Raw genomic sequence first — 25,611 nt, forward strand, 5'->3', positions numbered from 1 at the left:
AAAAGAATGTCGGCATCAGGGAATAACCTCTGCCCCCGCCCCGTAAACCTTTCATCAGACGGGAAAGGACAAGACCGATGACCCTTACGATCCTGATCGCGCCTTCGGGCTTCAAGGAATCGCTTTCGGTTGGTGACGTGACCTGCGCCATCGCCGAGGGCGTCCGCCGCGCGATGCCGGATGCCCGCATCCTGTCGGCGCCCATGGTCGATGGCGGCGAAGGCACCACCGAGGCCCTGGTCGGGGCGACCGGCGGGCGACTGCACCGCGCCATCGTCACCGGCCCGGTGGGGGACCCCGTTCCCAGCTTCTGGGGCGAACTTGGCGGCGACGGCCCTCGCACCGCGGTGATCGAGATGGCGGCGGCCGCCGGCTTGTCGCTGGTCCCGCGCGAGCGCCGCGATCCGACGCTGACCACCAGCCGGGGCGTCGGGGAACTGATCCTGCGGGCGCTTGATGACGGCGCCGAACGCATTCTGGTCGGTTGCGGGGACAGCGGAATCAATGACGGCGGCGCGGGAATGGCCCGTGCCCTCGGGGCGCGCCTGCTGGACGATCAGGGGCGCGATTTGCCCGAGGGCGGCGGTGCCCTGGCGCGACTGGCGCGCATCGACCTCTCAGACCTTGATCTCCGCCTGAGGCATGTCAGGATCGATGCGGCCGTGAACTGGCACAACATGCTGCTGGGGCCCAGGGGCGTCGCCCGCGTCTTCGGCCCGCAGAAGGGCGCCACGCCCGACCAGGTCCGGCTGCTGGAGAAGTCGATGGAAACCTGGGCCGAACGGATCTGTGTCGCCACCGGAAGGGACGTGGGATCGGCACCGGGCGCGGGTGCCTCGGGTGGGTTGGGGGCGGGGCTTGTAACCTTCGCGGGCGCCCGGCTGCATCCGCGTTTCGACATCATGCGGGAATACCTGGACTTCGAGCGTCTGCTGGACTGTGCCGACCTGGTCATTACGGCCGAAGGATCGCTGGACGGGCAAAGCCCCTATGGCAAGGTCCCCTGCGAGGTCGGGCGCCATGCCGCCGCGCGGGGCATTCCGACGATTGCCCTGGCGGGCACCATCGGCAAGGGCGCAAGCGAGACGTTCCAGCACGGCATCGCGGCCTTTGCGTCCATCGTCAAGCGACCCTGCACGCTGGAGGAAGCCATCCGCAAGGGCGACAAGCTGCTGCGCCGCGCTGCCGAGGATGCGATGCGGATGTTGCAGGTTGGCCAGCGGCTGGCACTGCGCTGATCACCGTCATCCGGCTTTCAAGATTTCCGGCCATACCGAACGTGGCGGGCCGGAACGGCCGCTGCTGTTTGCGGGCAGGGCAGCGCGGCGATCATCCATGCCCTTTCAGGAGAGACTGACATGGCGACCTATCGTGGCAACGACGACGCGAACCGCTACAACGGCACGAACCTGGCCGACCTGATCCATGGCCGGTCGGGCGATGACCGGCTGTATGGCAACGGCGGCAACGACACCATCGACGGCGGTGAAGGCAACGATTACCTGTGGGGCGGGGCCGGCAACAACGTCATCTGGGGTGGGTCGGGCAACGATGCCATCTGGGCCGATGCGGGCAGCGACCGGATCATCGCGGGCGAAGGCAACGATACCGTCCGTGCCGGCGCGGGCAACAACGCGGTCAGCCTGGGCGAAGGCGACGATGTCGTCATCACCTTAGGCGGGCGCGACACACTGGACGGGGCCGGGGGCAACGACCGGATGACAGCCGGGGCAGGCAACGACATCCTGCGGGGTGGCGAAGGCGACGATATCATGCTGGGCCAGGCGGGCTTTGACACCCTGACGGGCGGCGAGGGCAACGATGTGCTGAACGGCGGACTTGGCAACGATCTGCTGTCGGGTGGCGAGGGCGCGGACCGCTTCGTCTTCAACGGCGGCCTGGACCGGATCACCGACTTCGAGAACGGCGACGATGACATCGACCTGTCGGCCTTCGCCCAGTTCACCGGCTTTGCCAGCATCCGCGCCGCCGCAAGCCAGAGCGGGTCCGACGTCATCATCAAGGCCGGGGCCAACCGGCTGGTGATCGAGGATACGCGCCTGAACCAGCTGGATGGCGACGATTTCATCTGGTGAGAGACAAGACCGGGCCGCAGTCGCGGCCCGGTCAAGACGGGAGGCCCATGCCCTGCCGAAACGCGAAAGGGCGCCGTGCCGGCGCCATCCGATGAGCGGCTGAAGCAGGTTCGATCGTGGCCGTGTCGCGGTTGGTCGCAGGCGGTCCTTTTCTCTTCCCGGAAGGCGGCAAAGCCGGACCCAGTGCTGCCGATCCCCTGCCGGGTGACGGTGATGCAATCGGGGTCCTGTCCCGTGGCAGGTGGTCGTGGATGGGACGGTCGCCTGCTGCTGGACAGCTCGGGATACCAAATTCCCTGTGTCTGCCGCTTTGTCCCGGTCGCCGTCAGGAAAGTCGATATTGCCGATTGGCCGACCTCGCCGGGCTGTCTATCCTTTACCGATCTGCCGTCAAATGCATCGGAAAGGAACTTCCATGAGCAAACGTGCTGTTGTGGTCATCGACATCCAGAACGACTATTTCCCGAACGGGAAATACGAGCTCGTGGGTATCGAGAAGGCCGCCGCCAATGCCGCCCGGGTGATCGAGGCTGCCCGCGAGAAGGGCGACCAGGTCATTCATGTCCAGCACATCTTCCCCAGCCAGGACGCGCCCTTCTTCACGCCCGGCTCGGAAGGCACCGAGATCAACACTGTTGTCGCGCCGCGCGAAGACGAGACGGTCGTGGTCAAGAACCATCCCAATCCTTTTCTCCAGACTGATCTGAAGGAGATCCTGGACAGGAACGGGATCGAGGAGGTGGTCGTCGTCGGCGCCATGAGCCACATGTGCATTGATGCCACCGCACGCGCCGCCAGCGACTACGGCTACAAGACGACGGTGGTGCAGGACGCCTGCGCAACGCGCGATCTCGACCATGACGGCGTCACCGTGCCTGCCGCCTTGGTTCATGCAGCCATGATGTCCGCCTTGGGCTTTGCCTATGCGACCATCACGGATACGGACAGCATCGTTCGGCAGTAGATCTTGCTCCCTCCCGGATATGAGGCAGAGCTGCCCGCCGGCGGCTTTCCTCTTCCGGGCGTCGTGCCGGCATACCCCGCAGGACGAAAGGATCGCGGCCGGGGTCGGCCGTCCGGGCCGCGAACTTGCTTGAAGCACCTATGCGTGCGGAAGGGCCGCGCCAAGGCTTGGGTAGGCTCCCAATCACAGGGTGCATCAAGGAACTGTCACCGGCGTCAAGCGCCCTGACATGCCCAAGGCTATATCCCTACCCGGGTCACCACCCGTCCATCGTTTGTCCTCGTCGCCACGCCAAGACGAATGGCGGCATTCTGTGCTACCTTCCCGGCCGAAGTCCGGGGCTTCTCTTTACACAAACACCTGTCCAGGCTGATCAGGCGGCAGGTCGAAGCGGGTCTTGTCGTCGACCTTCTTGGCCGAGCCCGCGATGTTGAAATGGACCCTGCCGTTGAAATAGATCCAGATCTCGTCGAGTGTCGCGGCCTTGAAAGCGGCGATCGCGGCGGGGTCGGCGCCATCCGGGGGCAGGGTGTTCGTCCAGAAGCTCTTCTTCTGCGGAATGCCCAGCAGCGCCTCCACCTCCGCCTTGGACTTGCCTATGATCGCCGCCTGATTGTCCGTCATCCTGTCAGCCATGATGCATCCCCTGTCAGAAGGGCCGCCAGATGCCCGTGCCCTCGTCACGAGTATCCACCTTGATCGAACCGTCCATGTTGACTTGGCTGCGGCCCTTCTCGGCCTCCCACCACGCGCCGTGGAACCAGTTCCCGCCCGAGCGGCACGAGTCGACCGAGCCGATCACGACGGTTCCACTGGCGGCGCGCAAGGCCTTGATGAAGGCGTCCCCCGAGCCTGACGAGTTGCAGGCTGCGACCGAGATGAAGGCTGTCCCGCCGGTGCCGAAGGCGTTCTTGACGATGCTGCCGAACTTCGCGGCGTGGGCGGCGCTGGAAACCATGTCCTGCGCCTCGCCGCTTTCGACGTGGCCGTCTCCGTCGGTGTCATCACCCATCCGGAAGCCGCCGCTGCCGGACCAGCCGCCGTGTGCCTCGATATGGATGCCGGTGACATAGCCGCAATTCCCGACATGCGCCCGCAGCCCCTCGATCAGGTCGCTGACGGTGTGCACCAGCATCCAGGCATCCGCATTGGTGTATCCGCCGTAGTCGCGCAGGTCGATCTCGGTTTCGGCATCGTGGATGAACAGCAGGGTTCCGAGGTTCTTGAGGCCTGTCGGGCACGAAGCTGCCAGGCGGGGCCCGATCGGCGCAAGAGTTTCCCACGCCTGCGCCGCCTGAGTTCCGGAGCGCGACGGCAGCTTTGTCCCAGACTTTGACTTGGCGTCGGTGGTGAAAGAGGCCGGGATGATGTCAGCTCCAAAGTTCCCGAGCCGAACCGTCTCGGCGCCCTGCTGCCCTTGCCGCGTGACTTCGATCGGCAGCCCCGCAGCGCCCGCGCGGCCCAATGCCGTGTTGATCGTCGGGCTTTCGGCGAGCGGCTGCGGGCCGGACGACATGTTCTGCTCGCTCAGCGCGGTTGCAGCCTGCCGCTTGGCTTCGGCGTCGTCGATCAATCCCTCGGACTTGGCCTTGGAGATGTTGCTCAGCTTGTGCTTTGCATCGGCGGTGCCCTGTTTCGACTTCTGGAAATCCACTGCCATCTGTCCAAAGCTCGTCGCAAGCGAGGTCGCGGAATTGAGCGCACCCATCGCATTCGCCTGAGTTCCCGCGAGCCCCGCCATGTCGCGGAAGGCGCCGGAGTTCGTGACCGCGCCCAGAATGCCAGCCAGTCCCTGCGGATCGGGCGCATTCGGCGCGTTCTGCAGGGCAATGATCGGCGCGGCCAGCGGGGTCGGCGTCATTCCCTCGGGTGCCGCCCGGCGCGACCCAAGCTGGTCCGCAAGCAGTTCGAGCTCGGGATCCTTGTCGGACAGCACCCAATCGACCGATCCGAAATGCTCCTCGCATGCCTCGCACCTGTCCATCAGGGCCTGCGCATAAAGCCCCTCGGTCGGCAGGCTGACCCGCAATGGTTCGCTGCGGACCTGGCTGTCGTAGTAGTAGCGGTAGGCTTCGTCGGGGCTTTCATGCCCGTTGATCCCGAGGAATGCCCCCGCCGCGACCCGGAAGACCAGACAGTTTCCCAGGATCGCCATCGGGTCGCGCTCGACCACCGAGGCTATGCTGCGGCCCGGATCCTCGACCCACGCCCCGTTGACAAAACGGCGCCCATAAGGCGCGGTGAAGCCGTCGAGCATCATGTAGAGCTCGTCCCGGTCCATCAGCCACCAGATGACCTTGTGGTAATAGACCGAGTTCGCGTTCAGGTGGACAAGCAGCTTCGCCACCCCGTCCTCGATCACTGCGCGCAAATCCTCGCGCTCCCACGCGCTCAGCGGGAAATGCGCGGCCGCGCCCGAGCCATCCGGCTGCCCGGTCTCGACCGTGACGAGATCGCGCACACCATGGTCGGAGTCAACCGCACGGTCGAAGTGATCGGTATAGTAGTGCAGCGACATCCGTTCGAGGCTCGCGACCGAGCCGGGCGGCAGCGCGGTTCCCGCAAGCAGCGTCATCTGCTGCATCATCGCGCGGTTAAGGCTTGCCGCTGCGACAGGCACGGTGAAATCGACCCGCACGGTGCCGCCATAGCGGTAGGTGGTCGCAAGGGTGAAGTCGATGTTCGTGATCGGGCTTGTCCCGAACTGAAGCCGCAGGTTGTCAGCCCAGCGGGCCGCCATCCCGGGGGCGACCTCGCGCTGGAAGTACAGGTCGCGCGCCCGTTCGTTCGCGGCTGCGAGATTGGCGATGACTTGCCGGGCCGGCTGCGACAGCAAGGGCGCGAGCGGCGACCAGATCTTGAAATAGTCGTCCATCGTCTCGGTCGCGCCCTGCTCTCGCGGGCGGTCGATTGACAACTTGATATAGGCCGAGCCGGTGACGTGGTTGACCGGATGGTCCATGCGCCGGCCGGGCGGGATGTCTGAATCCGCCCAAGCCGAAGCCACCTCGTCCAGCCGGTCAAGCGCCCATCTGAGGGACGTGTCCAGCACTCCGTGGCGCAGCTTGTCGCGCCACTTCAGCGCCTTGTCGATGTCGAAGGGGGTGACCGAGAAGGGCACGAACAGGCATTCGCGCACGCCCGCGAATGCCGTATCAACCCTCAGATGCCGGAGGATTTCGTAGTAGAGCACTGACAGCGCGTGGCAGTAGTTCACGTTCCTCAGGGTTTCGGAAACGCCTTCTACCTCCTCCTCCTGCGTGATCTCGGTGACGATGGTGTTTTCGGAACTGCGGACAGATTCACCGAACTGGCGGATGGCATCGCGAAGCTGCTGCTGCTCGGCCGCGGCAACCCGGCGCCCGCCCTGCTGCCAGCTTTCGGACGAGGCCTGCCCATGCGCCGCACCTCCGCCGATCACCACCGGCCCCATCGCAAAGCCGATCCCGCCGGCGACGCCGGTGGTGCGCGACTTGGAGCCGCCGCTGCTCCATTCCGAAAGGCTTGACTGCACCGCGTCCGTATAATCGCGCGCCCGCGTGGTGACCTGCGTCAGCGCATCGGTCGCATCCGTCCGTTCTCGACGCCGCGCTGCCTCGCGGCGCTGCCACGAGATACGGGCGATCCGCCGTGTCTGCCGGGGCGCAAGGGTCAGGGCGTGGGCGACATTGCCAAGCGAATAGCCATTCGACCGCCACTGCACGCGCCATTCCAGCACATGGCCCCCTGCGACGCTGGATGCCTGATAGATCGTGGGGTCGCCGTCCCATTCGATGGGATTGCTGGCGCTGATTGGCGCCCGGGGCTTGGACCGGCGCTCGACCCAGTCGATCCAGGGCCGGCGTGTCGGCTGGAAAACCATGCGTTCCAACCTGTCCAGGATCGCAAGTCGCGGCTCGGCAAGGGCAGCGGCACTGAGCCGCAGCGCGTTGATCGGGGTCAGCGATGATGTCGAAGCCAATCCCGAGGTCGGCATCCTGCCCGCCATGAAGCTGAAATCGTCGTCGGCGGCCCCGATCGCGGCCCCGACCGCACTCATTCGGATCGGCGGGGCGAGGTCGAGCAGAATCGGCCGCGAGACCTTCAGCGAGGCCTGCCCGCCGATCTCGGGCTGGTCCATCCGCAGGATCGTGAAGAAGCGCCGCTCGCCCAGGATGCGCTGCGGGTTCTCGAACGGGGTGCAGAACCGTCCCGGATCGTCCGAGAAGGCGTCGGGATGGTCGATGAGCTGTTGCTCGTCGAAGTCGAACGACGGCGCCCCGTCAGGGGTGTTGCCAACCGCCGGAGCAGACGTGCCGCCGTTCGGCTGGTCACGGACGGCAACCGGAAGAAGGATCGTGACAGGTGGCCGCGGCTGCGCGGGAAGCGCGTCAAGATGGTGGCCTGCGAAATCCTCGGGACCCAGCAGCAGCCATGCCCAGGATGTCTCGTCTCCCTCGATGTCGAGCGAGAAGTTGAAGGCCCCGTCGGGACGCAATGTTACCGGTTGCAGGTTGAGGGCCGCCAGCAGCGAGGGGTTCAGCTTGGCTGCATTGCGGCGCACGACCTCGTAGGTGGTCACCTCGCCTTCGCCATCAAGGCCAACCAGATGACGGACCGCCTGGATTTGGGGGTTGTCCACGTCTTCGATCACGTCAGGCCGTATCGGCGCGACGAACAGGCGATATGAGTTGAAATCCGGAAGCTGGTCGTCAAGGCGCACGAACCGTCCGGTGCGAACCAGGGTCGGTCTTGCATCGGGGCGGTTGACACCCTCGGCCAGCACCTGCTTCGGCACCGTGATCTCTCGTTCCGTGTCGCCCTCGGGCTCAGTGTCCCCGGATGTTCGCCAGAGAACCGTTCCCTGCAAACTCTCGATCTGGACCCAGAAGGGAGCGCCCGGCAAATTGTCCCCAACCGTGATCTGGGCTTGACCATCCGCCGCCAGTTCGGCGCGGCGTGACCCTTCGATCTTGATCGAGGGGAGCGGAACATCCGGATCCGCGTTCTGGTCGTCCGGCAAGATTTCGCGCGTATAAACGAGACGTCCGAACAGGACCATCTTGAGCTGGCCTTCGCCATTCTCGGGTTGAATCCTTACCTTCAACTGTCCAGGCATGACGAGGCTCCAGCCCTGCCCATGCGCGGAACACTGATCTCCGCGCTTGTGCGCTGACGGTTCATGCTGCCGAAAAGCGGGATCGTTGTCGAAAGCGATGGTTCGGAACCGCCAAGATCCAGCAGAATCGGTTGTCGCTCAGACTTATGGATCAATCATAGCAGGCCTTGGCCAATTCGCATATACTTATCACCCTCTTGCGAGCCGAGGATCATGTCACCCGCCGCTGGCAAGGGGTCGGGTATGCAGGGTTACAAGCCGCTGACCTTCTGGGACTGGCGAGAACGGTGTGATCCTGTTTCGTCCGGAATACTCTACCAGAGCCGGATACGGCGCATGGCTGCCCTGCTCCTGACCAAGGGGGCAGGCTTCACTCCGAGTGGCAATTCGCATGTCGCCTGAGAGCCTGGGGGGCTTGGGGGGCTTGGGGGGCTTGGGGGGCTTGCGCCCCCAATGCGCGCTTGTCCGAAGCTTGCAACCCCTGGATTGCCGGGATGAAACATCGCCTTTGCAGCGGACTGGCGAAAGCCCGGCAGGCGGCTGTCAGGTCAGCTCGTGAAAGCGATCATCGAAACTCAAGGCCTCGATGTCGATGAACAGATCAGTGCCACCAGGCGAACCCTGGCGAAGGTCCGTGATCCGGATCCTTCCGTCATCGAGACGATCCACCTCATAATCGCATCGCGCCCCGTCCAGGATGACCACATCGACACCATCGCCGCCGTCAAAGGTGTCGTTGCCGCACCCGCCCTGGAAGGTGTCGTCGCCAATGCCGGCGTAGATCAGGACTTCCTCGAACCCCTTCAATCGGGTGCCACCGACAAGCCTCACATCGTAGCCGTCCGAGAAGTCGAAGTTGATGCTGTCCGAGAATTCGAAGCTGGAGCCGTCCGAGAGGGAGAAGCTCCAGGTGCCGAACGTATCCAGGTCCAGTTCGAACCTGTCGTGGCCGCGCCCGCCATCAAGCGTGATCCGGTTGTCGGACAGGACCGGAGCAGAGCTGGCTTCCAGACGCAGGGAGTCGTCTCCGCATCCGCCCCTCAGATCGATCCGGTTGTCCATGTATGTCGCGGTGCTTTCAGGCCACGGCCAGTCACGCAGATCGGCCGACAACACGTCTTCTCCCTCGCCCCCTCTGAGATCGAGGACATTGTCGGTCATGATGACCGTGCTGTCCCGGCCAAGGGGTTCGGCGAACATCGAGCTTTCGAGGGTGTCATCGCCTTCGCAGCCGTAAAGCCGCGCCGAGTTGTGCGTCATGATGCCCCTGCCGTTGTCGGGGGACCTGATAGTATAGTGAGCCTGCAGGTGGTCGTTCCCTTTGCCACCCCAAAACCGGTCATGCTCGTTCGAATACTGCTCTGTATCGCTCCCCGAGGGCAGGGGGCGAGTGGTGTGGGACAAGTTGTCCGCTCCCCGGCCGCCGTGGACGAGGTCACTTCCAAGACCGTCCCTGAAATCGTCATCCCCATCCCCGCCCCAAAACTGGTCGTCGCCCAATCCCCCGTCAATATTGATGGCGTCCATGCCGACAAGGGTGACGCCTCCGAAAAGCACCTGGTCATAGCTGTCTCGAAAGTCGAAGATCACGTCTTCTGTCGGTCTGTCATGAAATATGTTGGCCTTGTCGATCCCAGCCCCGCCATCAAGAACGGCGCTGTTGCCGGTTTCGCCTTGGGTGGAAAGCAGGAATTCATCATTGCCTTCACCTCCACTCATGAAGATCCGATTGCCGCTCACGGCTGCGGTGGTGCCAGGGCCCCATGGGTAGGTCTCCAGATAGACGCTGAGGGAGTCGTCTCCTCTGCCTCCATCCAGGGTCATCACGTTGTCGCTGCAAATTGCCTCTCCGCCAGCATTGGCGTCAGCCTGGACGACGACGTAGTAGCTGTCATTGCCATCATCGCCCCGCATGAATACGGAGTTGCCGCTTACGCTGGCACTTCCGCCGTCCGAGACAGCCGCCCTCAAGGTGCAATCGAAGGTATCCTCATCATCGCCGCCTGAAGCTGAAATGGTGTTGCCGATCGCCGCTGCGGTGGTGCCATTGCTGGCTTCAGCATAGGTGTCTAGATAAAGCAGGTCCCTGCCCTCATCACCCGTGATCATATGGGAGTTCCCACTGGCAAGGATTTCGGCAAGGATGCGGGATAAGATCGCGTCTTGCCCCAAGCCACCGGATGCCGTCTTAACCTGGCCGGACTCGTCGGCCGTCAAAAGCTCGATCTCGTCGTCTTCCATCGCAAGCCCCCCTGATGTTTCGGACCGAAGAGAAACGGGCGGATCGGATGGAGGCCGCAGCCGGGAAATGTTCAGGACGTCAGCATCCCCGCCGGAGGGCGTGTCTGATCTGAACCAAGGTCCTCCCTCGATGCCACCTGGACCGGGACCCGCACCACCCGTGAACCTGTGCGGCGTCCCTGGAAAAAGGCTACGCCTGCTGCCCGATGCTGTCCATCAGAAGCTGGCAGTGGCTGTTGCCCTGACAGGCATCCACGGTTCCCGGTTTATTTGCAAACAACCGCGGCGAGTGCAGCCAGCTGCACTTTGCGGTGCTGGCGGAGTTTCCCGCTTGCAGCGCCAGCGTCACGACACTGTCATTGCCGGCAGCTAAACGCCACGTGACGTAAAGGATGGCCTTGATGAATTTCGCGCATATCCGGGCATTTCATTCTGTCCCGAAAGAAGGCGACATGGCCCGGGCCGCGCATGTTCTGGGCGTGTCCCAATCCACGCTTTCCCAGCAGATTCACGCGCTGGAAGCCAGGCATGCCCTGCGCCTGTTCGAAAAGCGCGGCCGCAGGCTGGCCCTGACCGATACCGGGCGGGCGCTTCTGCAGGTGATTGAACGGCTGATGGAGGTCGTGGACAAGGTCCAGTTGACCCTGCGAGGACCGGGCACGCTGGACGAGGGGCATTTGTCCCTGATGTCCGACAGCACCACGCTGGCAATCGAGCTGATGCGGCGCTTTGGCGAAAGCTACCCTTCCGTTTCGCTATCCCTTGCCATCGCTTCGATGGACGAGATCAGAGAAGCCGTGCGAGACGGCAAGGCGGATATCGGCATAGCCATGAACCCGCCGATGGGCGATCTGGTCACGGCCGAACCGCTGATCCCCGAACGCTTCCACTTGCTGCTTCCCTGCGGCCATCGCCTTGCGGCACAGGACGAGGTGTCGGTAAGGGATCTTTCCGGAGAAACGATCATCATGCACGAGCGGGGGTCGCGGACCCATGCCTTCGTCCAGCAGATCCTGGTGTCGGAAGATGTGCGCGACACGCGGACCATCACCGTCTGCGAACGCAGCGCCATCCGCGAGGCGGTGGCCCGCCGCATGGGAGTGGCGTTCTTCGTCCTGTCCGAGATACCGCCCGATCACCGGCTTGCCTGCCGTCCACTGGTCGCCTCGGGTGCGCGGCTGGAACTGGACGAGTATCTTCTGGTGCGGAAGGACCGCCACCACAAGCCGGTCGTGGCGGCGTTCCGAAGCGTGGTGGCGGGCTGCACGTCCGAGAAGCTGCCGGCAGACGCGCTGATTGCGGTCTAGGCCGCCTTGCGGTTCGGAGCGCACGTCGCTTTCACCAGATAGCTGATCTCGTGGAATTCGCCGTCGGATAGTGCCGTCAGCGGATCGTTGTCGAAGATGCCGAAGAAGCTCAGCAACATTCGCAGATCGCCGAGGCTGGCGGTGGCTATGCCGTCCATCGCGGAAGGCGAGGCCGGAAGCCCTTCAGAAGGACGTTCTTCGCGTCCGAGCAGAGCGCGACGCTCCCATGACACCGTCATGGGGAGCGTTCTGCCCGGAGCCCGGAAGCAGCCCGGCGGTCAAGCATCATGGCCGTCGATGCCGTCGATCAGGGCCGGAGCACCGAAAGGGATCAGATCGACCGGCCCTTCGCTGACGCTGACACCGGTGGCGCTTACGCGCCAACCAGCAGGTCGTCGTATCTGAACGTGAGATTGTCGATGCAGACTCCCTCGCCGCGCACCTGGATCACGTCGTCGGGGCCGCAGGGATTGTCCAGGTAGACGACAGCCTTCTTGCCCCACATCTTGATCTCGTCGATCGTGACGCCCGCGGCCAGCGAGATGCTGTCTATCCCGACCTCGAAGTCGGTGATGGTGCTGCGGGTGCGGACGCCGTCATGGACCTCAAAGCCGAAGAAGAACGTGTCCGCCCCCTCGCCGCCGGTGAGCCGGTCGGATTTTCCGCCCGCGCCGACCAGCAGGTCGTCGCCGTCGGTGCCGACCAGGCGGTCGCGCCCCGCCGTGCCCATCACCACGTTCAGCGACGGCGTGTCGTCCAGGCTGGTCACCGTCAGGTTGTCGAATTGAAGCCCGGTGCTGGCATAGCTGTAGAGCGCCACGCCGCCCTTGTCGAAGGCCGTGTCGGTGACCAGGAATTCGAAGATCTCGGTCCCGTCCACGCTGACCGACAGGCGGTCGCCCTTCGGCCTCGACCCGCAGGCGCATGGACTCGTCCTGGGCATAGTTGTGCCAGCCCCGCGCCAAAACGGTCTCGTAGCCGTCCTCGACAAGGATGATCTGGGCCAACCCGGCCTGATCGTCCAGTTCGACCTTGTAGTGGTGCTGGTCGTCCACATAGCGGACCAGAACCTCCAGGGCGTCGTCGTCCGAGGGCGTGACATCGACCTCGACCGCGTAGTCGATCCAGTCCTCGCCGCCCTTGACCAGGGAATGGGTTCCGTCGCGCATGATATAGGCGCCTTCGCCGCCCTTGGACCAGGCATCCCAGCCAGGCTCCTGCTGGCCGCCGCCGATGTTGCTGTCCTGAACCAGCGCGTCGTCTGCAATCCGCCAGTCGGACGGGCCGTTGGTGCCGTCGTCAACGATGGTGTAGCGCTTCAGCGAGCCGCTGAAGTCGTCTGCGAACATCAGCTTGTCGCGGCCGGTCACCTGCAGATCGATCCGGTCCTGCGACATGTTGCCGTTCACGTCCGTGACCCGCAGCGTGACCTGCGAGGCGCCCACGGGGGCGTCGATCACCGCGTCCCGGCCGGTCGCCACGACCTTGTCGCCAGTCAGCCAGTCATAGCTGGCGACGGCAACCGGGCTGATGGTGGCGGCTGCCGTCACGGGGATGCCTTCGCGGCCGTTGCCGTCCAGGTCCGTGGCCGTGTGCTGGCCCAGGGCACGCGCCGACAGGACCTGCCCGTTGACCGAGACCTCGTCAAAGGACGCGCGGCTGATCGAGCGGCTGAGCACGCCCACCGTACCGCCTTCCAGCGGATCGCTGTCGATCACCGGCCCGTCGAGCAACTGGTCGTCCAGCGTCACGATGATGCCGCGGTCGCTGACGGCGATGCGCAGATCCTGCTCGGCATGGTGGCGATAGGCGCCGCTTTCCTGCGCCAGAACCGTGCGCTGGCCGCTTTCGACGCGGACAAGCTGGCGGGTGAAGGTCTGCTGGTCGATCGACAGTTCGTAGTGGTTATTCTCGTCCTGCCAATAGAACACCGCGCCGATGGTATCGTCATCGGCGGGATGCACGACCATGTCGAAGACGTAGTCCGACCAGTCGCCGGCATCGTCGTTGCCATAAACCAGCACCTCGTTCGCGCCGTCGGTCTGGGCATACAGCGCGGCCTCTCCCTGCCGTCGGGGTTGCCGAAGACCGAGCCCTTCAGCTTGAAGGAGCCCAGGTCATCCGTGGGAACCTGGGTGCCGATGTCGGCCAGCATGACATCCGCGCTGGTCTCGATCGGCCCGCGCGACGCGGCAGGGGTGGTCCAGCCCTGCGCGATTCCGTCGTCGAAGGTTTCGGTCAGCAGGTGACGCGGGCCTTCGACGATGACGGTCTTTTCGTCGCGGCTGACATTCCCGTGCTCGTCTGCGACTTCCAGCACCAGCCGGTTTGTGCCCTGGCCAAGCTCGACCGCCAGCAAGGGCGTGTCGCCTTGCCCAGCAGGCCGCCTTGTGCGTCATACCAGGAATAGGTCAGCGCGCGGCCGTCACCCGGCAGGATCGTGCCCGAGGCGTCCAGGGTCAGCTCTGCCAGCCCGTCAGCACCGGCCTTGATGGTCAGATCCTCGCCCGCTTTGGCGATGCCGATCTGCTTCGGCGCACCGATGCCCGCGTTCTCGAAGGTTTCCTGATGGTCCACACGCTCGAAGAACTTGTCGAGATCGGCGAACTTGGTGTGCGTGGTGATGTGGTCGTTGTCGGGGTCGATCACGATGATGCGGAACGCACCGTTGCCGGCCCGGTCGCCAAGCGAAGGATCGCCCGCGCCGGTGATCTCTCCCGAGATGCCGTTCTGGTAGTTGACGAAGACCTGGTGAAGATTGTTGCCGCCAGCGGTTTGACTGACCACCGTTTCGGCACCGTCCAGGAAGTTGTGGCCGCCGAAGGTGAAGCTGATGTTGGGATACTTCGACGCCAGTTCGCGATACATGTCCTCGCCGTCGTTGACGTTGCGGGCGTCGTCACGGATGCCATAGCTCCAGGCTCCGTTCTCTCCGGTCAGATCCTCCGTGGTGGGGTCGACGCGCTTGTCGCCGCCGTTCCGTGCATGGGTGTTCAGGATGACGCGATGGTCCAGATGGCCCTCGATCACCTCGCCCGCGCAACGCAGCACATCGTCAGGGGCGCCGAACTCCAAGCTGAGGATCAGCCAGTCCTGGCCGTCCGGGCTGATGAAGGTATTGTAAGTGTTGCGCAGCGAAGGTTGGTCGTATCCGTCATAGGTGCCATCCGTGCCAAGCTGTTCCGGCGTGAAGTAATCGTCGATCTTCGAGGAAAAGTCCTGCGCGTGGCCGTCGTCGCCCATGTCGTGGTTTCCCACCGCCAGCGTATAGCCGATGACGCCGTCCATATGGCTCCAGGCATCGGTGGCGATCTGCCACTGGCTGTCGAAGTTGTTGTCGGTGACGTCGCCGACCTGCAGCACATGGGCAATGCCAAGCGCGTCCTTGTGGTCGGCGATGTGCTGGATCATCTCGCCGAACATGGCCCGGATCTCGGGTCCGACGTTGAGGTGTAGCTTTGCGTGTCGGGCACCGCGATGATGCTGTAGGCATTCTCTCCGGCGACGATGGCGCGGAAGTGGTCGGTGAGGGTGTTGCCGGTCGCATCCTTGAAGGTCAGCACAAAGTCGGCATGGCCCAGGGCACCGGGCGCGACGGTCAGCACGCCGTCCTTGATCGTGGCGGACGCCTTGTCCCCATCCGAGGTCGTGATGTGAAAGTCGGTCGCATCGGGATAGAGTTCGCTCAGGTCAAAGGTTGACGTCGCATTCTGCCGCAGCAGGAAATCCATCATCATCGGTGTTCGTCCCTTGGTAAGACGTGCCGGTCATGGCTCGGCACTGCGAAACAACGATGCACGGCCCCCGGATGACGGCGCCGCACACGCTATGCCGCGGCTTTCTGAGGTGAGGGTTCCCCGAGGACAAGTTCATTCTGTGGCGGAATAGTTAATTGGGACCGAAGCAATGTGCGGCCTCAAACCGCTTATCAACGACGGCGACAAGTTCGGCGTCCGTGAGCGCATTCCGTGGCAAATGCCGCCCGACAAGCTCCGCTGTTCCGGCGTGACGCTGCCGGCGCCGGGCGTCCCCCCGACTAGAAGCAGGCCGTTGCCCAGGAATGTGCCGCAAGCTTGGCCGGGCCCAGGACCATGTGCCCAGCCTAGCCCAGAGGTGTTTTCGGATGATCGATTGGGGCTTTCGTGAACCACGCAGGCGTATGACCTGAACTCATACTGCAAGCGTTTTTCCAGAAGCATGGCGTCCAGCCGAGGATTCCAAGGATAGCCCCAGTGCGTCGGCGGCGCGTTCCGTGACGGCGGGATCGTTTCCCATCAGGACCGCATCCCCGGCGACCCTCTCCAGGGTGCGGCGCACGGCCTGGGCCCGCCGGCCCAGGTCCGACGGCATCACGGCGGCTGCAACGCGCGGCAGCCCAAGCCCCCGCTCCAGCAGTTGACGAGGCGTCAGCACGATCAGCGCGGCGTCAATGTCGTCGGACTGGAACAAGTCCGCCGCCGTCTCGAGCGCCTGACTGCATGGCGCCAGCCCGGTGGCCTTGCCCACCACCCCCAGCCTGCAACCGGCGCCCCCCGCCAGCGTCTCCAGCGTTTGGCGCATCCTTGCGGTCGCCTCGGGCGCGCCCACCAGCGCCACGACGGGCAGGCCACGATGGTCACCCTCGCCGACCAGGGCATTGAAGAGGCCTTCCAGGATGGCGCCACGCCGCTCTTGGGGGGCGGACATGATCTGGGGATACACGCCTGGCCGGCTGTTGACCTCGCAGATCGCGCCGCCGGTCTCCTGCCAGGGGCGGGTGAAGTCGGTGGAAAGGAAATCGATGCCGCAGACGTCCAGGCGCAGCCTGCGCGCCGCGGCCTCGGCAACCTGGCGGATCGACGGATGAACCTTGTCCGTCACATCCAGCGGCGTTCCGCCGCGGGAAAGATTGGACTCGCGCCGCAGGAAAACCTTCTGCCCTGCTTCGGGGACCGCATCCACCGTGAGTCCCTGCTGAGCCAACACGGCAAGCGCATCCTCGTCCAGCTTGATCGGCTTCGTGAGCCAGTGCGCGCCCTTCAGTGATGTGTCACGCTCGGGGCGCCTGTTTTCCTTCCCGACCAGCTCCGCGACGCTGCGGGTCCCGTCGCCCGTGACCTGCGCCGGCTGGCGGTTCATCGCCGCCAGGAACTTGCCGCCTGCAACCAGCAGACGCACCTCGTCGCCCTGGATCAGCGTCTCGATCACGGCCTTGCCCGAGTGGCTGACGGCGCGGGCAAAGGCCTTGCGCATTTCGGCCTCGTTCGACACGCCGATCGTGACGTCCCGGCCCATGTTGCCGTCGAAGGGCTTGACCACAAGCGGATATCCCAGTTCCCGCGCGGCGGCGAGGGCCGCCTCTTCGGTACGGGCGGTGCGCTGCCCTGCGACCGGCAGCCCGGCATCGGCCAGCAGCCGGTTGGCCATGCCCTTGTCCTTGGCCATTTGTGCGCCAATCGCACTGATCAGCGTCGATTCTGCTCCCTTCAGGACGCGGGCGTAGCGGCCCAGGCCGATCCGCACATATCCGGAGCGTCCGAGGACCTGCCAGGGAATGCCCCGTTCGCCCGCTGTCTGGGCCAGAAGCAGCGAATTGCCCGGAGGGGTGACGGGCAGTGTCGTTCTCAGGAAGCCGCGCAGCACGCCTCGCACCGTTCTGCGCAGTTGAGGGACCTCGATACCGTCCACCAGCGCCTGGACGACCGCAAAACCCGCTTGCGCGGCCGGCAGGCCGATCCGCGCATCCGTCGTCTGGAAAATGGCCGTGCCCTGCGCCTGCCGCCAAACTGAAGCCCCCTCCGCCGCATCCGCAGCTTCCGCCGGGCGATAGCCACAGTAGGTCACCGGCCATCCGGCAAAGCGCTGCACGATCACGGCCATCACCTCGGCCACGGCGGCTGCGTGCCAGCCGGTCTCGGACCGCCGGAGGCGGCGCCAGCCCGCAAAGTCCACAACCGCGGGGCGCATGAAGGCCGTCGCGCGACGCAGGTTCGCGATTGCCTGGGGATCGACGATCCGACCGGCCGCCCCGGCGAAGGTCGCGCGCATCACGGCATTGCGGCTATGGGCATTGCCGGGAAGCAGGAAACTGCTCTGGTCGATCTGCATGTTGATCCTCCGTCGGCGGAGCGGCTTCAACTGCGTCTGTAGGCTTGGCCTGCCCCAAGGGGGTCTTTTTTTAATCCGGGAGAATCTCTCCCGGATCAAGCTTTTTGAGCATCCATTTGATGGGGGCATTGGCGGTCTGAGCCTTCCAAGGGATCTTCCAGGAGGTTCTGGCCCGAGGTGTCGCCGGGGCGCAGCAGAATGGGCAGGCGGAGGGATCGCTGACCTGCCACGGGTTTCATCCGGTTGCGCCGCTCGCAGCGGAGGGCGAGGCGGCGGGAAGACGGCATTGACGCCGGTCAATGCCCCTTGGCAGCAGCAGAGATACCTTCTGAGAATGACACTCGCCAAGCTTGAAGGTGTTCCCATGGCCGTCACGGGCATTTCTACCCTCGATCACGCACCCCAGGTCTTTGCCGAATGGCTCAACGAGTTGTGCGCCGATCTTGGATGGGAAAAGCCGCGCGCAAACCTGCTCCTGAGCGAGACGCTCCATGCCGTGCGTGATTTCCTGACGGTGGACGAGGCGGCGGATCTTGCGGCCCAGCTTCCGGTCCTTGTCCGGGGCGTATTCTTTGAAGGCTGGGATCCATCCCGCACCCCCGTCAAGCCGCGCAACAAGGCCGACCTTCTGGCCCGTGTCGAGGCACGCTTCCAGAGGGAGCCCCTGGAGGATTCCGAACGGGCCGTCGCGGCAGTGTTCGATCTGCTGCGGCGCCATATCTCCTGGGGCGAACTCGAGCAGGTCAAGCATGCGATGCGCAAGTCGATACAGGAGCTTTGGGACTAGGTTGGGAAGGTGAAAAGGCTGATTGCCCGTATCGCGGCAGGCCTGGGCAATCTTCATTCTTGTGCGAAGTTTCCTCACGTCGGCCGTCGAGACAGCGCGGGCTAGGACTTTCATCGGCCACATGTGCCGCAGCTTCCAGATGGACTCGTGGATCCCCGGTCCTTCACCGCCGATCCATCGCATGCTTGACAGCATGCCCTGCCTCCTGCCCATAACGCAGGTCACACAGGAGGCGTGATGCAGCAGAAACGGGTGACCCTCGAGGAGATTGCGCAGGCCGCAGGCGTTTCGCGGGCAACCGTGTCCCTGGTCGTTCGCAAGTCGCCGCTGGTTGCCGGACATACCCGCGAGAGGGTCGAGCAGATCATGGCCCAGATGGACTATGTCCGCGACATCGGTGCGGCGCGGCTGCGCAACAGGTCCAGCCAGACAATTGGCGTCATCGTCCCGAACCTGGTGAACTCTTTCTTCACGGAATTCCTGTCCGGCGTCGAGGAGGTGATGGCCCGGGACGACCGGGTCGTCCTGCTTGCCAACAGCCATGACGATCCTCGGCGGCAGGACGAGATATTGCAACGGTTTCGCGGACACGGGGTCGATGGGGTCATCCTGTGCCCCGCCGTGGGTACGGGCCCCGAGCTGCCGGGCCGGATCGCGGGTTGGGGGATGCCGCTGGTGCAGGCGCTGCGCGAGGTCGGGCCCCCGACCGACTTTGCCGGGGCGGATTACATCACCGCGGTCGGGCTGGCGATGCGGCATCTGGTCGAACAAGGGCACCGCCGCGTGGCCTTTCTGTCCGTCAGCGCCCGGACTTCGGCACGGGAGGAGCGGCTGACAGGCTATGCCCGCGCCCTGGCGGAAACCGGGGTCGAGGATGCGGGTATCGTCGAGGCCGATCTGACCTGGGAAGGGGCGGCGCAATCAGCGGCGCAGATCCTTGCCCTGCACACGCGCCCGGATGCGGTGCTGTGCTTCAACGACGTCTTGGCTGCGGGGCTGATGGCCGGATTGCGTCGCGCGGGCTGCGAGCCGGGGCGTGATCTGGCGGTGGTCGGACTGGACGATCTGCCGCTGGCCGAACTGACCTATCCGCCCCTGACCAGCGTCGCCATGGATGCGCCGGGTATCGGGCGCAAGGCCGCGCGCCTTCTGGCCCGCAGGCTGGCCGACGACGCCGCGCCGCCTGAACGGGACATCGTCGTTCCGCGGCTGGTTGTCAGGGACAGCAGTCCGCAAAAGGTTTGACACCCCTGTGATTCGCATTTAGATCGTTCTAAATCGAGAATACGACACGTCGGCAGGGGAGGGCAGATGTATCAGTTCAACTTCGGGCCTGTATTCGAGAACCTTGACCTGCTGCTGCATGGCGCATGGCTGACGGTCCGACTGTCGTTTCTGGCGATGATCCTGGGCCTGGTCGTGTCGCTGCTGGGCGCGGTCGCCAAGACCTCGGCGATCCGGCCGCTGCGCTGGTTGGTCGATGCCTATGTCGAGGTGATCCGCAACACCCCGTTCCTGATCCAGATCTTCTTCATCTTCTTCGGCCTGCCCGCAGTGGGTATCTCGATGTCGCCGAACACCGCCGCACTGGTGGCGCTGGTGGTCAATGTGGGCGCCTACGGGACCGAGATCATCCGGGCCGGCATCGAGTCGATCCCGAAGGGCCAGATCGAGGCGGGACGGGCGCTTGGCCTCAGCCCGGTCAACATCTTCCGCTACGTGGTCGTGGTGCCTGCATTGCGCAACATCTATCCCGCACTCACCAGCCAGTTCATCTACCTGATGCTGACCTCCAGCGTGGTGTCGGTGATCTCGGCCAACGACCTTGCCTCGGCGGGGGCCGATCTGAACGCCCGCACCTTCGCCAGCTTCGAGATCTACCTGGTCCTGACGGTGATGTATTTCCTGCTGGCGCTTGGGTTTTCCACGCTGTTCGGCGCCATCCGCCGCGTGTTCTTCACCTATCCTGCGAGCCGCTGACATGATCCGCGAATTCTCATCCGCCGATGTGACGTTCATCGTGCTGGCAGTCCGCTGGACGCTGATCCTGTCTGCCATCGCCTTTGCGGGCGGGGCCCTGGGCGGGCTGCTGGTCGCGCTGGCGCGCACCTCGGCCAGCAAGGTTCTGCGCCGTGCCTCGGCCGGGTTCATCCAGGTCTTCCAGGGCACGCCGCTGCTGATGCAGCTTTTCCTGGTCTATTTCGGGCTGGCGGTCATCGGGCTGCCGATCGACCCGCTGCTGGCCGCGGCCGTTGCGCTGACCCTGCATGCAAGTGCCTACCTGGGGGAAATCTGGCGCGGCAGCATCGAGGCCGTGCCCTCGGGCCAGACCGAGGCTGCGACCGCGCTGGCGCTGTCCTATCCCCACAGGATGCGGCATGTCGTCCTGCCGCAGGCGATGCGGATCGCGACGGCACCGACGGTCGGCTTTCTGGTGCAGCTGATCAAGGGCACCTCGCTGGCCTCGATCATCGGCTTTACCGAACTGACGCGCGCCGGGCAGATCATCAACAATGCCACGTTCAAGCCGTTCCTGGTCTTTGGCACCGTGGCTGCGCTGTATTTCATCCTGTGCTGGCCCCTGTCGCTGATGGCCCGCAGGCTCGAGGCGCGGATGCGCCTTGCCGTCACCCGCTGAATATCGAGGAGGAGAAACCATGAAGCTGAACCGCCGTCTGTTCACCGCACTTGCCGCAACCACGCTGGCGGTACACCTTGCCGGGCCGTCGTCTGCCGCCGATCTGGCCGCCATCGAAGGCGCCGGGACCATCAAGATCGGCATGCTGGTCGATTTCCCGCCCTTTGGCATCCAGGACGCATCGGGCACGCCGGACGGCTATGACGCCGACGTGGCCAAGGCCCTGGCAGAGTCGCTGGGCGTCAAGGCGCAGATCGTGCCGGTGACCGGGCCGAACCGGATCCCCTATCTGCTGTCCGGCCAGGTGGACGTGCTGGTGGCATCCTTGGGCATCACCGAGGAGCGTGCCCAGAAGGTCGATTTCTCGACCCCCTATGCCGGCATCAGCATCGCGGTCTATGGCGCGGCTGACGCCGAGATTGCCCAGCCGGCCGACCTGGCCGGCCAGACCATCGCCGTGGCGCGAGCCTCGACCCAGGACACCGGCGTGACCGAGGTCGCCCCCGAAGGAACCGAGATTCGCCGCTTCGACGACGACGCAAGCGCGGTGCAGGCGCTGCTGTCGGGGCAGGTGTCGCTGATCGGGCTGTCGAACGTGGTGTTCCTGCAGGTTGACAAGGTCGCGGCAGGCAAGTTCGACAAGAAGTTCGACCTGTCCAGCCAGGTGCAGGGCATCGCGGTCGCGCCGGGATCCGATGCGCTTCTGGAAAAGGTGAACGCCTTTGTCCAGACCGCCCGCACCGACGGCACCTTGGATGAGATCCACCAGAAATGGCTGGGCGAACCGCTGCCGGATTTCGTCAAGGCTGCCGAGTAACGCGCGCTGCCCGGCCCCCGCGGCCGGGCCGCTTCTTCCAGGGAGCAGGATCATGACCCAAGACGCCGTCATCATGCGCGCCGTCAACAAGTATTATGGCGGCTTTCACGCCCTGGTCGATATCGACCTGACCGTGCGGCGGGGCGAACGCATCGTCATCTGCGGCCCGTCCGGGTCCGGCAAGTCCACGCTGATCCGCACGATCAACCAGCTCGAGGCGATCCAGTCGGGCACCATCATCGTGGACGGGGTGGAGCTTACCGCATGGGGCGACAACGTTGCCAAGGTTCGCCAGGACGTCGGCATGGTGTTCCAGAACTTCAACCTGTTCCCGCACATGACCGTGCTGGAGAACTGCGTGCTGTCGCCGATGAAGACCCGCAAGATCCCGCGCGCCGAGGCCGAGGCGACCGCGCGCCACTACCTGGAACGCGTCAGGATCCCCGAACAGGCCGACAAGTATCCCGCCCAGTTGTCGGGCGGCCAGCAGCAGCGCGTGGCCATTGCCCGCGCCCTGTGCATGAAGCCCCGGATCATGCTGTTCGACGAACCCACCTCGGCGCTGGACCCCGAGATGGTCAAGGAAGTGCTGGACACCATGATCGATCTTGCACGCGAGGGCATGACCATGCTGTGCGTCACCCACGAGATGGATTTCGCCCGCGCGGTCGCAGATCGCGTGATCTTCATGGACAAGGGCGTGATCGTCGAACAGGGCGCGCCAGACGAATTCTTCGGCAGCCCGAGGAACGAACGCCTACGCAACTTCCTGGGGCAGATCGCGTGACCCGGCCCCGCATCCTTTCATTGGCCGACCTGAAGCCGCAGGACATGGCGCAGCAGCTGCAGAACGATTATGAAGTCGTCCGCGACATCGCGGCCGCCGCCGATGTCGAGGCCGTGGTGACTGCCGGCAATGTCGGCCTGTCTTCCCAGCAGATGCGGCAACTGCCCGCGCTGCGGCTGATCGCGGTGAATGGCGTCGGCGTGGACGCCGTCGATCTGGACGAGGCTGCGCGCCGCGGCATCGCCGTCACCACGACGCCGGATGTTCTGTCGCTGGCGGTGGCGGAAATGGCCCTGGCCCTGGCCCTTGCCGCAGGCCGGCAGATCGCCGAGGGCGACCGCTTCGTCCGTGCGGGCGATTGGGGCCGGGGCGGCAAGCTGGGGCTTGCATCATCGGTTCTGGAACGGCGGGCGGGGATCCTGGGTTATGGCCGGATCGGGCGGCGGCTGGCGGACATGCTGCGCGGACTGGGGATGCAGGTCAGCTATACGGCGCGGCGGGAAAAGTCCGATACGCCCGACCGGTTCTTCCCCGATGCGCTCAGCCTGGCAGGCGACTGCGAACTGCTGTTCGTGACGGCGGCAGGTGGCAGCGAGACCCGCAACCTGGTCGATGCCGATGTGCTGGCCGCCCTGGGCCCGCAGGGGATTGTGGTGAACGTCGCCCGTGGCCCTGTCGTGAATGCCGTGGCGCTGGCCGATGCACTCCGTTCGGGCGCGATTGCCGGTGCCGGGCTTGACGTGTTTGACGATGAACCGAACGTGCCGCAGGCGCTGCTGGACGCCCCGAACTGCGTGCTGACGCCGCATATCGGCTCGGCCACCGTTCAGGCGCGGCGGGCGATGGCGCAACTGGTGCTGGACAATCTTTCGGCGCATTTCGCGGGCAAGCCTTTGCTTACGCCCTACGAGGTCTGACATGCGCGTCCTGTCCATCGGCGAGCCGCTGATCGAGTTCACCGCGCGTGCCGATGCGCCCTCGACCTTTGACAGGCGGGCAGGCGGCGATACGCTGAACACGGCGATCTATCTCGCGCGGCTGACCGCACCGGGAACCGTTGGCTATCTGTCCTGCCTTGGCGACGACCCCCACAGCCGGTGGCTTCGCAGCCAGATCGAGGCCGAGGGAGTCGATACCGCGTCCATGGCCGAAAGGGCAGGCGGGCGGCCCGGCCTCAGCTTCATTGCGACCAATGCGGCCGGAGAACGCAGCTTCGCCTATTGGCGCGACCAGTCACCCTTTCGCGACATGTTCCAGGGCGGAGCCAACCTTGCGGCTCTGGACAATGCCGATACGCTGTTCCTGTCGGCGGTCGCCCTTGCGGTGCTGCGACCGGACGGGCGGGGGGCGCTGCTCGATGCGCTGCAAAGGCGCCGGGCGCAGGGGGCCAGCATCGTCTTCGACACCAACTATCGCCCCGCCCTGTGGGCCGATGCCGCGACGGCGCGGCAGGTGATCGCGCATGCGGCCGGGCTCGCCACGCTGGTGCTGCCCTCGCTTGACGACATGGCGGATTGCTTCGGCTGCGCCGATCCCGCCTCCGCCATCGCGGTCTTGCGCGGAATGGGGCAGGCCGAGATCATCCTGACCACCGGCGGCGACGCGGTGCTGCGCTGTGCGGCGGACGAAGACGCGGTTCAGCGGCACGACCTGCCGCCGGCCGTCGCCGCCGTCGATACCACCGGCGCAGGCGACAGCTTCAACGCCGGCCTGCTGGCCGCACGTTTGGCGGGCCTGCCCAATGGACCCGCCATCGCTGCCGCCGCGCGACTGGCCGCCATCGTCGTGACCCATCCGGGCGCGATTATCCCCCGGGCAGCAATGCCCGATCTGGACCTGACGAAAAGCATTTCATGATTGACACATTTGATGCCGCAACGGCGGCCCGAACGCTGCTGGATGTCTGGGACGGAAGACCCCGGCCCGCGGGTCTGCCGGTATCCCCGCCGGATACCGACGCCGCCTATGCGGTGCAGCGCGCCGTGATCCGGGAGCTTGGCAGCGGGGCATGGAAAATGGCGCTGCTGGCGGGGCGGGATCGGCACGCGGCGGCGCTGCCCGGCAGGCTTGTCCGGGCCTCGGGCGACACGCTGGCGCCCCTGCCGCAGGACGCCTGCATCGAGGTCGAAACCGCGCTGATCCTTGGGGCCGATCTGCATCCCGGTGCTGACCGGGAAACGGTCATGGCCGCCATCGGAGAGGTCCGGCTGTGCTTCGAGATCGTTGCCTCGCGCTTTGCGGACCGGACTGCGGTGCAGCCACTGGAGGCCATGGCCGATGCCTTCAGTTCAGGCGGCATCGTCTTGGGGGACCGCCTGGACAACTGGGGCGAGGCCATGGCGGGTTCACTGGGCATCCGCCTGTGGCTGGACGAAAAGCCGATCCAGGCGTCGGAGACTCTGCAGACCCTGGATGATGCGCTGTCCTTCCTGTCCTGGCTGGCAGGCCATGCGGCCGAGCAGGGCGCGCCCCTGCGCAAGGGGGACGTGATCATCACCGGTGCAAGGATCGGGCCCCTGCCGCTGAAGGATGCAGGCACCGCGCGAGCAAGCGCAGGCGGGGCAGGGGTGGCGGTGCGCCTTATGCCTTCGGTCCCAGGCTGAAATCCGCATCAGCCATGCCGCGTCCACGGTGAAATCATCCACACCGGCAGAGCGCTTGCCGCCCGTTCCAGTCCATCAGGTCAGCGGCGTTGCCGCCCCCCGCCTTCTCCGAACGGTTGCTCCGGCGTGCAGCAGCGAAACGATGCTCTCCAAGGCGCATCAGGCTTTCGCCCGCCGGCCGAGTGA

Annotated in this window: 24 protein-coding genes; 14 read left to right on the forward strand and 10 right to left on the reverse strand. The window is 65.2% G+C overall.

Annotated features, from left to right (window positions below; translation table 11 throughout):
• The first annotated feature begins 77 nt into the window (after positions 1-77).
• The 3 genes from OU682_RS12895 (at position 78) to OU682_RS12905 (ending at position 3,060) form a co-directional block, all read left to right on the forward strand.
• A complete protein-coding gene (locus OU682_RS12895; RefSeq protein WP_268942546.1) occupies positions 78-1,238 on the forward strand; it encodes a glycerate kinase family protein in 1,161 nt (386 codons plus the stop codon).
• Positions 1,239-1,358: 120 nt separating this feature from the next.
• Positions 1,359-2,096 (forward strand): calcium-binding protein, encoded by a 738-nt coding sequence (locus tag OU682_RS12900; protein ID WP_268942547.1) that lies wholly within the window; start codon positions 1,359-1,361, stop codon positions 2,094-2,096.
• A gap of 415 nt (positions 2,097-2,511) precedes the next feature.
• Positions 2,512-3,060, forward strand: coding sequence for a cysteine hydrolase family protein (locus OU682_RS12905; protein WP_268942549.1), 549 nt, complete (start codon positions 2,512-2,514; stop codon positions 3,058-3,060).
• A gap of 348 nt (positions 3,061-3,408) precedes the next feature.
• On the opposite strand, the gene OU682_RS12910 is transcribed toward OU682_RS12905, so the two are convergent.
• The 4 genes from OU682_RS12910 to OU682_RS12925 form a co-directional block, all read right to left on the reverse strand.
• Positions 3,409-3,696 (reverse strand): hypothetical protein, encoded by a 288-nt coding sequence (locus tag OU682_RS12910; RefSeq protein ID WP_268942551.1) that lies wholly within the window; start codon positions 3,694-3,696, stop codon positions 3,409-3,411.
• A 13-nt stretch (positions 3,697-3,709) separates the two neighbouring features.
• Positions 3,710-8,101 carry a hypothetical protein gene (locus OU682_RS12915; protein ID WP_268942553.1) on the reverse strand — a complete coding sequence of 1,464 codons (4,392 nt, stop codon included), beginning with the start codon at positions 8,099-8,101 and terminating at the stop codon, positions 3,710-3,712.
• A 600-nt stretch (positions 8,102-8,701) separates the two neighbouring features.
• A complete protein-coding gene (locus OU682_RS12920) occupies positions 8,702-10,399 on the reverse strand; it encodes a hypothetical protein (protein WP_268942555.1) in 1,698 nt (565 codons plus the stop codon).
• A 190-nt stretch (positions 10,400-10,589) separates the two neighbouring features.
• Entirely contained in the window at positions 10,590-10,748 is a 159-nt protein-coding gene (locus OU682_RS12925; RefSeq protein ID WP_268942556.1) for a hypothetical protein, read from the reverse strand.
• Positions 10,749-10,800: 52 nt separating this feature from the next.
• Here OU682_RS12925 and OU682_RS12930 point away from each other — a divergent pair, with 52 nt between their 5' ends.
• The gene (locus OU682_RS12930) at positions 10,801-11,706 is read left to right on the forward strand and encodes a LysR family transcriptional regulator (protein ID WP_268942558.1); all 906 of its coding nucleotides are present in this window, start codon (positions 10,801-10,803) and stop codon (positions 11,704-11,706) included.
• On the opposite strand, the gene OU682_RS12935 is transcribed toward OU682_RS12930, so the two are convergent.
• The 3 genes from OU682_RS12935 to OU682_RS12940 all read right to left on the reverse strand — a co-directional run bounded on the left by OU682_RS12935 (position 11,703) and on the right by OU682_RS12940 (position 13,730).
• Positions 11,703-11,945 (reverse strand): hypothetical protein, encoded by a 243-nt coding sequence (locus tag OU682_RS12935; RefSeq protein ID WP_268942559.1) that lies wholly within the window; start codon positions 11,943-11,945, stop codon positions 11,703-11,705. The genes OU682_RS12930 and OU682_RS12935 overlap by 4 nt on opposite strands.
• A 134-nt stretch (positions 11,946-12,079) precedes the next feature.
• On the reverse strand, positions 12,080-12,412 hold the full coding sequence (locus tag OU682_RS24240; RefSeq protein ID WP_371832244.1) for a M10 family metallopeptidase C-terminal domain-containing protein: 333 nt from the start codon (positions 12,410-12,412) through the stop codon (positions 12,080-12,082).
• Positions 12,312-13,730: a hypothetical protein gene (locus tag OU682_RS12940; RefSeq protein ID WP_268942560.1), complete on the reverse strand. Its 1,419-nt coding sequence runs from the start codon at positions 13,728-13,730 to the stop codon at positions 12,312-12,314. Before OU682_RS12940 ends, OU682_RS24240 begins: the two co-directional genes overlap by 101 nt.
• A gap of 99 nt (positions 13,731-13,829) precedes the next feature.
• Here OU682_RS12940 and OU682_RS12945 point away from each other — a divergent pair, with 99 nt between their 5' ends.
• Positions 13,830-13,955: a hypothetical protein gene (locus OU682_RS12945; RefSeq protein ID WP_268942561.1), complete on the forward strand. Its 126-nt coding sequence runs from the start codon at positions 13,830-13,832 to the stop codon at positions 13,953-13,955.
• Here OU682_RS12945 and OU682_RS12950 read toward each other — a convergent pair.
• The 3 genes from OU682_RS12950 to OU682_RS12960 form a co-directional block, all read right to left on the reverse strand.
• On the reverse strand, positions 13,945-15,129 hold the full coding sequence (locus OU682_RS12950) for a metallophosphoesterase family protein (protein ID WP_268942562.1): 1,185 nt from the start codon (positions 15,127-15,129) through the stop codon (positions 13,945-13,947). The two genes, OU682_RS12945 and OU682_RS12950, sit on opposite strands and share 11 nt — an antisense overlap.
• Positions 15,114-15,443, reverse strand: a complete 330-nt coding sequence (locus OU682_RS12955) for a hypothetical protein (protein ID WP_268942563.1) — start codon at positions 15,441-15,443, stop codon at positions 15,114-15,116. Before OU682_RS12955 ends, OU682_RS12950 begins: the two co-directional genes overlap by 16 nt.
• Positions 15,444-15,876: 433 nt before the next feature.
• Positions 15,877-17,793 carry an ATP-binding protein gene (locus OU682_RS12960; RefSeq protein ID WP_268942564.1) on the reverse strand — a complete coding sequence of 639 codons (1,917 nt, stop codon included), beginning with the start codon at positions 17,791-17,793 and terminating at the stop codon, positions 15,877-15,879.
• A gap of 364 nt (positions 17,794-18,157) precedes the next feature.
• Between OU682_RS12960 and OU682_RS12965 the strand changes: the two genes are divergently transcribed.
• The 9 genes from OU682_RS12965 to OU682_RS13005 all read left to right on the forward strand — a co-directional run bounded on the left by OU682_RS12965 (position 18,158) and on the right by OU682_RS13005 (position 25,425).
• A complete protein-coding gene (locus OU682_RS12965; protein ID WP_268942565.1) occupies positions 18,158-18,580 on the forward strand; it encodes a DUF2267 domain-containing protein in 423 nt (140 codons plus the stop codon).
• A gap of 237 nt (positions 18,581-18,817) precedes the next feature.
• On the forward strand, positions 18,818-19,825 hold the full coding sequence (locus OU682_RS12970; RefSeq protein WP_268942566.1) for a LacI family DNA-binding transcriptional regulator: 1,008 nt from the start codon (positions 18,818-18,820) through the stop codon (positions 19,823-19,825).
• Positions 19,826-19,891: 66 nt separating this feature from the next.
• Positions 19,892-20,560, forward strand: a complete 669-nt coding sequence (locus OU682_RS12975) for an amino acid ABC transporter permease (protein ID WP_268942567.1) — start codon at positions 19,892-19,894, stop codon at positions 20,558-20,560.
• Position 20,561: 1 nt separating this feature from the next.
• Positions 20,562-21,218 (forward strand): amino acid ABC transporter permease, encoded by a 657-nt coding sequence (locus tag OU682_RS12980; protein ID WP_268942568.1) that lies wholly within the window; start codon positions 20,562-20,564, stop codon positions 21,216-21,218.
• Positions 21,219-21,237: 19 nt separating this feature from the next.
• Positions 21,238-22,035 (forward strand): transporter substrate-binding domain-containing protein, encoded by a 798-nt coding sequence (locus tag OU682_RS12985; RefSeq protein WP_268942569.1) that lies wholly within the window; start codon positions 21,238-21,240, stop codon positions 22,033-22,035.
• A 52-nt stretch (positions 22,036-22,087) separates the two neighbouring features.
• Positions 22,088-22,822: an amino acid ABC transporter ATP-binding protein gene (locus tag OU682_RS12990; protein ID WP_268942570.1), complete on the forward strand. Its 735-nt coding sequence runs from the start codon at positions 22,088-22,090 to the stop codon at positions 22,820-22,822.
• On the forward strand, positions 22,819-23,739 hold the full coding sequence (locus OU682_RS12995) for an NAD(P)-dependent oxidoreductase (RefSeq protein ID WP_268942571.1): 921 nt from the start codon (positions 22,819-22,821) through the stop codon (positions 23,737-23,739). The genes OU682_RS12990 and OU682_RS12995 overlap by 4 nt, the downstream gene beginning before the upstream one ends.
• Position 23,740: 1 nt before the next feature.
• Positions 23,741-24,679, forward strand: a complete 939-nt coding sequence (locus OU682_RS13000; protein ID WP_268942572.1) for a sugar kinase — start codon at positions 23,741-23,743, stop codon at positions 24,677-24,679.
• On the forward strand, positions 24,676-25,425 hold the full coding sequence (locus OU682_RS13005) for a fumarylacetoacetate hydrolase family protein (protein ID WP_268942573.1): 750 nt from the start codon (positions 24,676-24,678) through the stop codon (positions 25,423-25,425). Before OU682_RS13000 ends, OU682_RS13005 begins: the two co-directional genes overlap by 4 nt.
• Positions 25,426-25,611: the final 186 nt, after the last annotated feature.

Origin of the sequence: Paracoccus benzoatiresistens (assembly GCF_026913015.1) — a bacterium.
Classification (GTDB): domain Bacteria; phylum Pseudomonadota; class Alphaproteobacteria; order Rhodobacterales; family Rhodobacteraceae; genus Paracoccus; species Paracoccus benzoatiresistens.